Source organism: Halomonas sp. KO116, assembly GCF_000734975.2.
In the GTDB taxonomy this organism is placed as follows: domain Bacteria; phylum Pseudomonadota; class Gammaproteobacteria; order Pseudomonadales; family Halomonadaceae; genus Vreelandella; species Vreelandella glaciei.
Genome location: NZ_CP011052.1, coordinates 3,713,881 through 3,726,955 on the forward strand (window position 1 = coordinate 3,713,881; position 13,075 = coordinate 3,726,955).

Annotated in this window: 12 protein-coding genes; 4 read left to right on the top strand and 8 right to left on the bottom strand. The window is 55.2% G+C overall.

The window, feature by feature from the left end; all coding sequences use genetic code 11:
- Positions 1–58: 58 nt before the first annotated feature.
- The 4 genes from KO116_RS16930 to KO116_RS16945 form a co-directional block, all read right to left on the bottom strand.
- Positions 59–1,147 (bottom strand): DUF1513 domain-containing protein, encoded by a 1,089-nt coding sequence (locus tag KO116_RS16930; protein WP_035564207.1) that lies wholly within the window; start codon positions 1,145–1,147, stop codon positions 59–61.
- 3 nt (positions 1,148–1,150) lie between these two features.
- Positions 1,151–2,176, bottom strand: coding sequence for an imelysin family protein (locus tag KO116_RS16935; RefSeq protein ID WP_035564205.1), 1,026 nt, complete (start codon positions 2,174–2,176; stop codon positions 1,151–1,153).
- Positions 2,177–2,199: 23 nt separating this feature from the next.
- Positions 2,200–3,633, bottom strand: a complete 1,434-nt coding sequence (locus KO116_RS16940; protein ID WP_035564203.1) for a di-heme oxidoreductase family protein — start codon at positions 3,631–3,633, stop codon at positions 2,200–2,202.
- A 107-nt stretch (positions 3,634–3,740) separates the two neighbouring features.
- Positions 3,741–5,036, bottom strand: a complete 1,296-nt coding sequence (locus KO116_RS16945; protein WP_082072627.1) for an imelysin family protein — start codon at positions 5,034–5,036, stop codon at positions 3,741–3,743.
- A gap of 194 nt (positions 5,037–5,230) precedes the next feature.
- Between KO116_RS16945 and KO116_RS16950 the strand changes: the two genes are divergently transcribed.
- Positions 5,231–6,097: a LysR family transcriptional regulator ArgP gene (locus tag KO116_RS16950; protein ID WP_035564201.1), complete on the top strand. Its 867-nt coding sequence runs from the start codon at positions 5,231–5,233 to the stop codon at positions 6,095–6,097.
- A gap of 109 nt (positions 6,098–6,206) precedes the next feature.
- Positions 6,207–8,015: a diguanylate cyclase gene (locus tag KO116_RS16955; RefSeq protein WP_035564199.1), complete on the top strand. Its 1,809-nt coding sequence runs from the start codon at positions 6,207–6,209 to the stop codon at positions 8,013–8,015.
- A gap of 2 nt (positions 8,016–8,017) precedes the next feature.
- Here the strand turns inward: KO116_RS16955 and KO116_RS16960 are convergent, their stop codons facing one another.
- The gene (locus KO116_RS16960) at positions 8,018–8,575 is read right to left on the bottom strand and encodes a cytochrome b (RefSeq protein WP_035564197.1); all 558 of its coding nucleotides are present in this window, start codon (positions 8,573–8,575) and stop codon (positions 8,018–8,020) included.
- A 170-nt stretch (positions 8,576–8,745) separates the two neighbouring features.
- A complete protein-coding gene (locus tag KO116_RS16965) occupies positions 8,746–9,609 on the bottom strand; it encodes a LysR substrate-binding domain-containing protein (RefSeq protein WP_035564196.1) in 864 nt (287 codons plus the stop codon).
- Between the two features lie 101 nt (positions 9,610–9,710).
- Here KO116_RS16965 and KO116_RS16970 point away from each other — a divergent pair, with 101 nt between their 5' ends.
- The gene (locus KO116_RS16970; RefSeq protein ID WP_035564194.1) at positions 9,711–10,589 is read left to right on the top strand and encodes a DMT family transporter; all 879 of its coding nucleotides are present in this window, start codon (positions 9,711–9,713) and stop codon (positions 10,587–10,589) included.
- Positions 10,590–10,591: 2 nt separating this feature from the next.
- Here the strand turns inward: KO116_RS16970 and KO116_RS16975 are convergent, their stop codons facing one another.
- Together KO116_RS16975 and KO116_RS16980 are read right to left on the bottom strand one after the other, a co-directional pair.
- Entirely contained in the window at positions 10,592–11,083 is a 492-nt protein-coding gene (locus tag KO116_RS16975; RefSeq protein WP_082072628.1) for an NUDIX hydrolase, read from the bottom strand.
- Between the two features lie 125 nt (positions 11,084–11,208).
- Positions 11,209–12,333 carry a hypothetical protein gene (locus KO116_RS16980; protein WP_035564192.1) on the bottom strand — a complete coding sequence of 375 codons (1,125 nt, stop codon included), beginning with the start codon at positions 12,331–12,333 and terminating at the stop codon, positions 11,209–11,211.
- 326 nt (positions 12,334–12,659) lie between these two features.
- Here KO116_RS16980 and KO116_RS16985 point away from each other — a divergent pair, with 326 nt between their 5' ends.
- Positions 12,660–13,040 (top strand): septal ring lytic transglycosylase RlpA family protein, encoded by a 381-nt coding sequence (locus KO116_RS16985; protein WP_035564190.1) that lies wholly within the window; start codon positions 12,660–12,662, stop codon positions 13,038–13,040.
- Positions 13,041–13,075: the final 35 nt, after the last annotated feature.

Here is a 13,075-nt window from a genome sequence, read left to right on the forward strand (position 1 = left end):
GATTATGTGGCAACCGGTCACTGGTGCGGAATGCTATCCCAAGCCGCTTTTCTGAAAATCATGTCAGATGGTTATCCCAGCGCAGTTCCAGGCTGGCGAGAAGCTCGGGCATCGCTAAGTCAGGCGTAACACGGTAGAGCCCGCCTTGGCCGGAGGAAACCAGAAAGCCGCCGTTGCCATCGCACCGGGCGCCAGCGGCGTCGGATAATGCGAAGCTGGCAACAAGTTTGCCTTGCGCGGCATCCAGCAGCAGCACCCGGTTTCCGCGAGGGGCAGTCACCAGAACATTGCCAGACACACGGCTAAACGCCACGCTGGCAGTGTAGTGCTTCAGACTGGCGGTGACTTCATCGGCCAGCGACAGTTCAGAAAAGTGTCCCTGGGCATCCAGTCGGCAGATCAGTGGGTGGGTTTCCCACTCGGGGCCTTCGAACTGATAACCGGCGATCACCGCGCCGTCCGCCGCCACATCAAGATGACGGCAGCTTAGCTGGTGATGGGAAGGTTTGTGACGGGCCAGGACATCACCGCTGTGGCGATCCAGCAGAATCAGCGCCGGTGCCATGGTGTCTAGGTTAAGCTTTACCCGACCGTAGTCAGGGTGCGTCTGAATGCCCCCCAAACCGATCACCAGGGTGTCACCATCCGGCATCAATCTAAGCTCATGGGGGCCAATACCGTCCAGCGGCATATCGCGCACATGGGTGTAGTCGTTGGCGGCATCGTAAACGCGTACGAGCCCCTCACTATCCTCCAAACGATTGGCGGTGACATAAAGGTAGCGTCCGCTTAGATCGAACACGCCATGACCATAGAAGTGGTGGCCCTCACCGGCTGCAATGGTGTGAGCTAACTGACGGCTGTCGCCATCGATCACATGCATCCGTGTACCAGGACGGCGTGCAAACAATACCGCCTGGCGGGAATCGGGCCGTAAACAGCCGCCGTGGCAGCGCTCGGGCACTTCGATCATAAAGCGGGTCTGACCATCCAGCGCTACCCCGGCGATGCAATGCGCACCGCTGGGGTCATCCACCGCGCTAAACAACCAAGCGGCTTCCTCTCGTGCGGGCAGCGCCCAGCTCAGCGGGGTCAGCGCCATGGCGAAGCTGCCCAACCCGACTTTGAGTACCTGTCGTCTATGCATAGTTCAATCCCCATCGCTAGAGTTAAAGCCGCGCACCAGCCCCAGCTCACCAGCAATCTCGTTACCCAGCAGATGGCGTAGCTGGCTGATGTCGAGGTAGAGCGACTGCAGACCACGAAACGCCTCTTCGTCTTCAAGGGAAGGCACCAAGCCCGGCGGCAGCTCGCTGGCCTGAACGAGTGTCTTATCCAACTGATCACGAAACGCCTCGGCAAGCGGCAGCGCACCGGCCTCGCGCAACAGCGCGGTAAGGCCCGGCAAAAAGCCGGTACGCAGGCCTTCCAGGCTACTCTCTACCAAACGAACCGTTTGTCCGCTACGCCACGTTTCGGCTAAGTAGCCGTTGGCAGGTGCGCCTTTGAGGCCCATGGGCTCACCGAGCCGTTTATCTTCGAGTATTTCGAGGGCTTGGATGGCGCTCGCCAGCGTGGCCTCCGTGTAGTCGGCAGTATTAAGATAGTGCTCGCCAAAGGCCTGCCAGTCGCGATGCAGCGCGCTCGTGGTATCCGCAAGATGCGTGGTGATGGCCTGCATCAGCGAGCAGGCTCCAGGGGAGCTCAGGACCTGTGCGTCCATGGCGTCGTCATAAAGCAAGTATTCAAGGGCGGGAAAGCCTTGGACCGCCACGCTGTCACTGGCGATATCCTGAGCATCCGGGGCTTTGGCTGCCTCCAGCCAGCCGCGCACCTTACTGCCCACCAGATTTTTACGGTCTGGCCAGAACTGCAGCTGCCAGCCTCGGCTATTCTGCTCGAGCGGACCGAACTGAATAAAACGCACCGCCTGCCAAGCTTGATAGGCGCTCAGCCAGTCATTTTCCAGCCGCAGCCTGAGTGCCTCGCCTGGGCTTTGGCAAAAGCGTGCGGCGCTGGCTTCCAGGCGCTCGGAAGCGACACTCAGTTCGGCATACTGAAGCTCCACCGCGCCGTGCCACATTTCTCGCGGCGTAGGGGTGTCTGTCGCGAAAGAGAGCGGCGTTGCGAGTAGCGCACAGGCCAGCAAACTCAGGCGGCGAAGAGATGCGATCACGTCAACTCCTTAACAACAATCATTTACAGAGACTCAAGAAAGCGGATAAGTTCCGCGCGCTGGTCGGCAGGCAATGCGCGATAGCCCTGGGTAGCGCTTTCTGCCTCACCACCGTGCCAAAGTATCGCCTCTTCCAGGGTGCGGGCGCGACCATCATGAAGAAAGCCAGCCCGGGGATTAACCGTTTGCGCCAAGCCGATCCCCCATAGCGGCGGGGTGCGCCATTCGCGGCCATCGGCCTGGAACTCGCTGCGATGATCCGCCAAGGCCTCACCCATATCGTGAAGCAGCAGGTCGCTATAAGGCCATATCTCCTGCCCCGCCAACGCCGGGCGAGGAGCGTCCGTAGCAGTGCGATGGCGCGGCGTATGGCAGCTGGCGCAGCCCAGCGCGTTAAAGCTCTCTGCGCCCTGTTTCACCGCGGGATCATCCATATCGCGGCGCATCGGTACCGCCAAGCTAGAGGCGTAGAAGGTCACGAAGTCGGCCACGTCATCGCTGACTTCAGGCGTGCCACCGTTAGGAAAAGCATCGCACCCCTGGCTCTCCATGCAGTCGGTGTGTGGCACCAGGCTGGAGGTCAGCCCCATATCCCCAGCGAAGGCGTGCAGGCCCTGCTGCTCAATGCTGGGCTCGCCGGCTTTCCAGCCAAAACGCCCCATTACCGTGGTGCCACTGCGCACATCCCACACCTGGTTGTAGCGGCCGGAAATCCCGTCGTTATCAGCATCATCGGGGTCTGCGGCAGCGATAAGGTCAGCTTCAGGAATCGCTTCTAGCAGGCCCAGGCCAATCATTGGCGGTGCCAGCCGTGGCGAGGTTTGCAGTGACTCCGGCAGCACTCCGTAGGCGGGCTCGGCAATTGAATAGAGCGGCTCCTGCAGAGTAACACTGGAGCCATCGGCATAACTGACTTCTCGGGGACGATACTCAATCACCAGCGTGGCCTCAGGCTTGGCGCCGCTAATAGCGGCAGTTTGTAGCTGCAGGCCATAGTTAGGCACCGGCAGTGCGCCCCGCTGCTCCAGTGTCTCTGGATCCGCTTGGCTAGCGGGTAACGAGAGGCGCAGAAACAGCGCGATGGGGTTTTCGTCGCCGCTGGGTGGGTGTCCCCGACCATCCTTAAGGTGGCAGCCCTGGCAGCTATTGGTATTGAGCAGTGGGCCTAGGCCATCCCGGGCCTCGGTGCTGGCGGGTGCTGCTACCCAGGGGTTGCGAAAGAAGCTGTTGCCAACGCTGAAATCCAGCCGCTTGGTCATCGACATATTGCCCAACGGCAGCGAATAGGCGTTATGGTCAAACTGCTCCACCGAGCCATCGCCGCCACTCATGGGCGTCGTTTGGATGGGATGATCTTGGGTAGGTGAGTCGGCTGCCTGCAAGGGCGCCGCCAGCAGGATCAGCAGCAGACTGCCTTGAGATAATCTGCTTAGCGAGACACGGAGTAAGCGGTACATGGTGATACCTTGAGAAGGACGATACTAAATACGAGCCATTCGACAAAAACTAACAGAGCCGCACGATAGCAACACTATCGGCGGCTCATGGTAGACGCTAGTTCGCTCTAGAACCGGTGACCAGCGTCATCAGGTTGCAGGGAAGTAACGCCCAGCTCGCCTGCGGCCTGTTCGATAGATCCTGTTTGCGCCACCAGGGTAAGAATCGCTTCGTTGATCATTTCACTGCCCTGCGCGTTACCCGGCGCGATCATCATATCGAAGGCCATCGGCGAGCTTTCCGCTTCAGCCGCCTGCTTGATAGCATCAAGCCGCGCCATAGTCGCCTCAAGCTGTTTGCCTAGCGTGTCAGCCAGCTCACTATCTTCCTGGGCCAGCAAATCCTCCAGTGAAGGCCCTTCTACCACGCTGCCATCAAGACGCTGATAGCTGCCGGTGTAGATATTCTGAATCCCCTGGCCGTTGTAGTAATGAGAGTTGTGGGTATTGTCGCTGAAACAGTCGTGCTCATCCTCAAAAGAGTTGGCTTCAAGGGCGACCTTCAAGCGCTCTCCTGCCAGCTCGCCCAGCGACAGCGAGCCCATGCCGAACAGCATGCGGCGCAGACCTTCCTGATCACTCTCCGCCAGCAGCTCCTGGCGATAGTTACCCTCAGTTTCCGGCGCCCACTGGGCCACCATCCACTCAAGGTCGTCAACCAGCAGGTCGGACACCGCGTCCAGATAGCTACGGCGGCGATCGCAGTGGCCATGGGTGCAATCTTCACCGGTTTGGTAATCACTCACCGGTCGTTCGCCGTTGCCTGCCTCAAAACCATTCAGGTCCTGCCCCCAAAGCAGAAACTCAATGGCGTGGTAGCCGCTGGCGACGTTGGCTTCCGAGCCGCCGATTTCATTCAGGTCGGCGAGGAGTTCCGGGGTAATATCGCTAACATCCAGGGTTTCGCCGCCAACCGTGATACGTTCATTGGAAACAATATTGGCGGTGGCGCCTTCGTTACCCAGCTCGTGCTGGTAGTCGTCGCCTTCGACATAATCGATCATGCCTTCGTCCAGGGGCCAGGCGTTTAGCTGCCCTTCCCAATTATCCACCACCGCATTACCGAAACGAAACACTTCGCTCTGCTGATAAGCCACCCGCGCCTGCAGCCAAGCTTGTTTGGCTGCCTCCAAGGTGTCAGCACTAGGGTTGTCCAGCAATTCGTCGATGCGCTCGTTTAGTACCTGGGCAGCACTCAGTGCATCGGCGTAATTGGCATGCGCCAGATCGGCGTAGTGATGAACCACGGCGTCAGCGCTAACGGTGCCGTCTGCAGCAGTGTCGGCAGCAACTGAAGCGAAAGGCATCAGCGCGCTAAGCGCAACGATGCCAGCAAGGGGACGACGGAGCATGATGGCAGGCATTACAGTATCCTTTAGGCTGAGGCGTGACAGAAGCTACTCATATCCTGGCAATAAGAGGGGTAGATATTTCGATTTAAATGTAATTCATTAACTTTTGAGATTCAATTACATTTGAAGCCAAAAAATAATGCGCTGCTGTGTTTATTTGCTCTTCTTTGCTTTACATCATTTTTTGCTGCCCTGGGAAAACCACCATGCTGGATTACAAACTGCTTCATGCCTTGGCGACCGTGGTGGAGTGCGGCGGCTTTGAGCGCGCGGGGGATGAATTGGGGCTGTCACAATCTGCCGTATCCCAACGTATAAAAGCACTAGAAATTCGCCTTGGCCAGCCAGTGTTGGTTCGGCACCCGCATTTAGCTCCAACCCCTGCTGGCCAGCGGCTGTTAACCCACTATCAGCAGGTACAGCTATTAGAGCGCGACCTGCGGGGCTCCCTTCCCACCTTGGATGATCAAGCGCCACGCCTGCGTATTGCGATTAATGCCGACAGCCTCGTCACTTGGTGGGCCGAGGCTGTCGCCACTATTTGTCAGCAAGAAGGCGTGTTACTGGACCTTGTGATTGAAGATCAGGATGTCGGACTCAAGCGGTTGCGCGATGGAGATGTAGCGGCCTGCTTATGCGCCACACCGCAACCGATTGCAGGTGCGCGTTGCGTTGCGCTGGGAGAAATGCGTTATCACCCGTTGGCGACACCTGCTTACGTTGAGCGCTATTTTCCAGATGGCCCGGCGACAAAGAACTTTCAGCGTGCACCAGCCATCGTTTTCGGCCCCCACGATCAGTTGCAGCATCGGTTTATGGCACTGTTTGGTTTTCAAGGTCGCTTCCCTTATCACCTCTGCCCCTCATCGGAGGGCTTTGTTCGTTTAGCCGCCGCGGGGGTTGGTTACGGCATGATGCCGCAATTGCAGACGAGTGAATTAATGCAAAGTGGCCAGCTGGTCAGCGTGGCGCCAGGCCACTCTTTGTCGGTGCCTCTCTATTGGCATTTTTGGCGCCATAGTGGAGAGTTGATTCAACGCCTTACGCAACATTTGAGTCATATCATTTATTAAGTATGCAAGTTTTAAACAGTGACTTTTTTCAAACCCGACTAAACTAAAAATGCTTATCGCGCGACACAGGAAAATTTGGTCAGGTTAAAAACTAAAAAAGCGATGTGATATGCATTTTCGACGCTTAACGGCGGATGTTTACACCGGACTATTGCTGCTGTTGGCTGGATGTTGGGTACCTTGGGCACATGCAACTACTCTTTTATCCGCATCGCCAAACCAGGCGAGCTACTCGCTTGCCCCTTATAGCGAACTTTGGCATGCAACTGATCAGTCAATCATGCTTGAAAACTTCCTCTCTCACCCGCCTGATTTTAAGCACGCCCATCACGAAGAGGATTTAAACCTCGGCTATACCCGTCATGATGTGTGGCTGAGAACACAAGTGCGTAATGACTCACCGGAAACTCAGCGCTGGATGGTACAGTTTGAGTACCCATTCTTGGATTACGTCACACTTTACACACTGCGCCAACAGGGCATTGAGGCGCAGCGCAGCGGTAGTGCAGTCCCGGTTGAACAGCGCGCCCTAGCCCATCGTCAGGCGGTTTTTTCACTGGAGCTTGCTGCCCATGAGCGAGTAACGCTGTATACCCATGTGGCTGCCTCAGGCAGTAAAATGCTCAACTACAAGCTAATAACGCCCGAGGCGTTTTATACCCAAAACGATCGCTATAATTTTTGGCTGGCTACCTACTTCGGCATGCTGCTGGCAATGGGTTTATATAACTTACTGCTATTTTTTGGCTTAAAGGAACGGGTTTTTCTTCACTATTCGCTCTTTGTCGGCGGCTTTGCTGTCGCTATTCTGACCTTTAACGGCATCGGTACACTGATGTTTTGGAGTTTTCTGGGTGACAACACGGCTCGTCTCGTGGCACTCGGTTTTACCTTCGCTTCCACCATGGCCACGCTATTTTCGCAAAGTTTTCTTAACACTAAGACCTATTGTCCCCGCTGGCACAACGTATTGAGTATTTTTCGCAGTTACTGCTGGTTGACAGTGATTGCCACTCTGTTATTGCCCATTCCCTCGGCGCTTCACCTCATGGATGTGACGGGCTGTATGGCAGCTTTACTACTCCTGCTCTGTGGCAGCTACTGTAGTTTGCAACGCGTACCCAGTGCGCGGCTGTTTGTATTTGCATGGTCGCTATTTTTACTAGGTACTGGTGTCTTTGCGCTGCGTAACCTGAGTCTGCTTCCAGCCAACTTTATTACTCTACACGGCCTTCAAATTGGCTCAGCACTGGAAATGTTATTGCTCTCGTTTGCCTTAGCATCGCGCTTCAATAAACTTAAACGGCAAAAAGAGAGAACTCAAAGCACGATGTTGGCAGCACTCCAGAAACAGGAAAACCTGTTGGAACGAAAAGTCGCTGCCCGCACCAAAGCATTGGAGCATTTGGCCAATCATGATGTACTCACTAGCCTGCTGAATCGCCATGGACTGATGCGTTCTGCCGAAGGAGCGCTACAGCGTAATCGTCAGCATGGCCATCGTTTGGCACTATTAATGCTCGACCTGGATCGCTTTAAGCCTATTAATGATAATTATGGTCATGAAGCAGGCGACTTTGTTTTACAGAAAATAGCCAAACGCATCGTCCACTTAGCGCGCACCACTGATCACTGTGCCCGGTTTGGAGGCGATGAGTTCATTATTATCATGGAGAATATAGGAACCGGCGATACGTTAGCGCCTATTCTGGCGCGTATTGACCAAGCCATCTGTTCGCCGATCGACCTTCCCGGCGGTGAGCAAGTCAGTGTTAACGTCAGTATTGGGGTAAGCACCTGTCACGGCGCAGATGAGGCCACGCTTGAAAGCTTGCTAAGTGAAGCTGATAGCGATATGTATGCAGTTAAATCAAGCCAAGCCGCAGCTTACTATCGCTACGGCTCGGCGAGGTCTTAATTCTAGTCAAACAGGCTCATGCGCTTCATCACGTTGTCACGCTTGATTTTCCAATGAAATATCGCGCCAGCAACGTGTAGTACCACTAAGCCTAAAATGATCCAACCTAACCGCCCATGCCACATAAAAAGTTGTTCAGAGAGCTGCTCACGCTCAGCAAGTAAACCGGGCAAATGCCAGTGGAAAAACTCTACCGGAAAGCCGCCGCTAGCAGTGGCGGCCCAGCCCAGTAAAGGCATAATAATGAGCGCTAAATAGAGCAGATGGTGCACACTGGAGCTAACAATCCGCTCGAACGCATTTAAAGGTGGTTCATGATCTGGGACCACAAACGCTAGCCGGGTAATAATGCGCAGCGTCATCAGCAATAATATCAATACGCCGAGCGTTTTATGGCTGGTATAAAGCAAGTTCGTGAGCGTATTGCCTACCAACGCCACGGTGCGCTCAAACCCCAGAAAGCCTAGCGTTAAACCGCTAGCCAACGAGAGTAACACGGCGCCCGCCACTAGCCAGTGCAGCACCCGGTGCGGGTAGATATAATGATCCAGTTCGTGCATGTAGTGCTCCTAACAGCAAATTTATTTGCTTTTTAGTCTAGTCAGTAACGTTCCCTTTCGCTGATTAAAGCACTTCGCTGCCCTCAACGTTAAGTGTTACTTTTACCCAATGCTTCTCCTCTACTACCTGCTGGGAACGGTTGAATCGCTACGGCCGGTGTTTATATAGCCTAGTCAGGCACGGCTAATTGCTCACGTATTAACTCACCCAAGCGCCGCGCTGGCTCTGAGGGCCGGTGGGGTGCTCGGTGAAGTGCCAGCTCAATCATTGGCAGCGCAGGCAGGCCACTGCTCTCATCCAGTGGCCTTAGCGCCGGCGTCAGCATGCTGCGCGTCACCACCACTATCGCAAGCCCCGCGGTCACAATCGGCGCCAGCCCGGCCATTGATTGGCTGGTATAGGCAACACGCCAACTGCGCCCTGCCGACTGCAGCGCCTGCTCGGCGACTTCACGAAACACGTCAGCCCCCGGCGAATAAAGCGCTAATGGCAATGGATCGCTTAGCAGCGGCTGCTGGTGCATTCCGACGGCCCACAGCAAAGGCTCTCGACGGATTACATCGCCCCCTGGTGAGTTGCGTTGGCGTGTCACCAGTGCCAGATCAAGCTCTTTGGCTTTTACCTGCTCTACGAGATGGGCGCTGGTACCGCACATCACCTTGAGCCCCACCGCCGGATAGAGCTGATTAAAGTAAGCAAACACCGAGGGCAGCAGCGAGGCATAATCTTCCGGTATGCCTAACGTGAGGTCACCGGTGACTTGGCGCGCCTGCATATCACTCCATGCTTCATCATTAAGCGTCAGCAGCCGCCGGGCATGGTTAAGTAGGCGTTCGCCTTCTGACGTAAAGCGTATTCGCCGCCCTTCCCGCTCGTGCAGTGTTAGCGATAACTGCGCCTCCAGCCTTTGCAACTGCATACTCACCGTAGACTGCGTGTAAGCCAAGCGTTTGGCGGCGGCGGTCACACTGCCGGTATCCGAAATAGCCACCAGGGTACGCAGCAGGGTTAAGTCTAAGGTAGGCGTGCGCATATATCACCATTCTTGATTAAAACGATCATAAAAGATCGATATTGTGATGTATTGATGATGAGTATGCTGCTCGGCACATGCTCAAATCAAGGAGACCTCCGATGCATCGCGCCCACTCACCCGCCCTTTTTCCACGTTGGTACAGTGTTGGTGCGGCACTGGTGGCCGTGATGCTTTGGAGCGCAGCGCCGCTGCTGGCAGAGTTTGCCAAGGCGACGCCACCTTTACAGCTAACCGCAGTAACACTGCTTGCGGGGGCGCTGGCAACGCTCCCGCTGAGCCGCCGCGTTAATGTTGCTGCCAGCGGCGCGGTTTGGCAGTTAAGTGTCTGGGTGGGCATTCCGTTACTTATTTTTGGTGCTGTGAGTACTTACTTTATTGGTATGCGCCTAGCGCCCGCCGCTGAAGCGGCGCTGATTACTTATACCTGGCCTGTGCTATTTGTGCTGCTTAGTCAGTGGAGCCGCTTTGGCCGACTGAGCATCGCAGGCGTTGTCGGTGCGCTGATTGCGTTTTCAGGCGCAGCGTTACTGCTGGTTCCTCAAGCCATCAGCGGCGGATTAGGGGGAGCCACCACTGGCTATGCACTAGCGCTGCTGGCTGCCTGCTGTTGGGCACTCTATTCATGGCTCAGCCAGGCATCTCCAGTGGCGTTGACACCGCTACTGCCACGACTGCTGTTGATCGCTTGTGCTATTGCTGTGGCCGCTAGCCTGCTACTTGAAGGACAACTCCCTTTACCCAGCGGTGAAGCGTTACTAGCAGGCATTGCACTGGGGTTAGGTCCTTACGGCGTGGCCATGGTGGCTTGGGATAAAGCACTGCGCTGGGGGCACGCCAGCCTAGTGGGCAGCTTAGCCTATGGCGTGCCGATTCTGGCCGCCCTGCTACTGGTTCTAGCAGGCATGAGTGTTCTCGACTGGCGATTACCCACTGCGGCAGTGCTGGTGGTGGTTGGCTGCCTTAAAGCTGGCCGCTAGGCTTACTTAAGAAGATTCACCTCGGCTACTTTAGTCACTGGCTCGCTAGATAGAATGTCGTCGAGTAATTCAGGTATCCACCTGGGTTTGAAAAGCGCGGGGGCGGCCTCGCGCATCTCTTCCCGCGTCCACCAATGCCTGGCATGAACAGTAGAAGGCTCTTCATCGCTCCACTGGGCAGTGGCAATTTCAGCCATTGGCGGGCAGCGCACCAGAAAGTAGCGTTCAAGCCAGCGGGCTGGCGGAGAGCCTGCCACGGCGTCTATGTCATCTCGTTCGCGCAATAGCGGGCCGATGGGGCAGGTCAGCCCCGTTTCCTCCTTCAGCTCGCGCATTGCCGTGCTGGGGTAATCCTCTCCTTCAAGCAATTCGCCGCCTACGGTGGTCCAATAAGGCGCTTGATGCTCATCATGATAGCGAAAAAGCAGTAGCTGGCCTTGCGGGTCAACCACCATTAAACGTGCTGAGCGGTGTGTTTTGATTTGTTGGTTCATAAGCGATCCATGCCTATTATTGAATTGCAGTAAACAGTGCTAAAGCAGACACAATGCGTGCTTTTGGCAATGCCTCTTCAGCCTAGCTGGTTTAAATAGATTTACCGGGATAAGTGAGGTAGTGATTACAGCTCAGGAGGAATTTCCGTCGGTTCCATTTCCACATTTAACTCGAACAAACCGCTACCGGTAGCGCTAAAACCGCTTGCGCTTACTGTGTAAATACCAGGCAGTAATTGCTCTTGAAGACGGGAATCGGTGCCCCCTGCGCCATCGTCGTCGCTGGCTGCAACGCCTTGACCACTAATTTCAATCAATGTATCGAAATCAGCGGAGCGCATTTCTAGGGTAACCAACGAGCTCTCTTCCAGCTCCAACTGATAGATCAGTGGTTCACCGCTGTACCAACCACTGAGCGATCCATCGGCAGTGAGTGACCCATCGTTGCGCAGCTCGCCATCGCCCGGTAATTCGTGAGGCGCCACGAAAAGGGTATAAACACCATTGCCATCGTCATAAGCACTGCGCGCGGTCAGCGTGTATTCACCGGGCTCAAAGAAATCGGCAATGCGAGCGTCTAAATCACCGGCGCTGTCATCATCTTCACGGGTATAGCCATTGGGTCCTTCTATGGCTAAATAGGGGTCAAAATCATCAGAGCGCATTTCCAGCTGGTAAAGACCCGCCTCTTCTATGTTCAGCGCTATTTCATCGGCATCGCCCTGCAACCAGCTGTCGAATGGTTCGCCTATTGTTACCGTGTCAGCATCGGTGAGCTCTACGCTGCGGCTATCAATGGTAAATGGGCCATAGCTATAAGCATCGGCACCACTCACCACCACCACATAATCACCGCTTTCTTCGATACGGTGGCGCACCACAGGCGCATTATCGAGCAACTGGAGCTGGTCATCGTAAAGAGCCACGACGCCCTGCAAGGCACCGTCGAGAGAGATTTCGACAATCTCATCCGCATCTAAGGCGATGGCATAGCGCATAAAGCGGCTGCCATCGTTACCGTTCAGTTCGCTCGCCGAGGTTATTTCTCCGCGTGTGCGCTCCGCTAGAGCGAGCCTTTCCAAACCTACAATAGCCTCGGCGGCCGCTGGCTGATCAGTCGTTTCGGCGTTTTCGGTGGGCGCCTTTTCCGCCATCTCCTCAGTTAGAGGCAACGCCTGAGCGATGAAAAAGCCGACGGCAGCGCCCCCAAAAGCCACTAATATAAACGCTAGCGAAGCTGATTTAGCCATGAACGATCCCTTGTTAAGTTGTAATGACAATCATTAATAAATTAAGCAAACGTGATTATAAGATGCTTAACGAAATCAAGTGAGCGTTTGATAAAAAATACTGCATTGCAAAAAACTGACTTTTTACTAACTTAATCCTTGGGTTGATAAGTCACTGAAACGCAAGGGCACGAACATTGCGATTAAAAAATCTTGAAATTGAACCTAATTGCGTCGATCTTCTCAAAGCTTGCTGACCCGCAACGACAAGGGTACTATCGCAAGGCCTACTCGGCACCTCATCAAAGAATGCGGGATCCGTAATACGCAAAACTGAGGTACTCCTAATGGGAGCCCAAAAACGACTGATCCGAACGATTTGTTTGGCAGCGGCAGTAGTTGGTAGCGCTGCCAATAGTGCTTTCGCACACGAAACAGATACACAGGAAGGCGTCGCCTCCTTTTACAGTGACCGCTTTCAAGGAGCCACCACAGCGAGTGGAGAGCCCTTTGACCAGCAGGCACTGACAGCCGCCCACCCTAGCTTGCCGTTTGGTACGAAGGTGTTGGTGACGCGCCCGGACACGGGGCAAGAGGTAGAAGTATTGATCAATGACCGCGGCCCCTTCGTTAAAGGGCGCATTATTGATTTATCCAAACGCGCGGCAGTGAAGCTTGGCATGCTACGCCGCGGTACAGCACCGGTTATGGTAACGCTGTTGGATTAACGGATAACACATTCTTGGTTGGTGTGTGATACCCC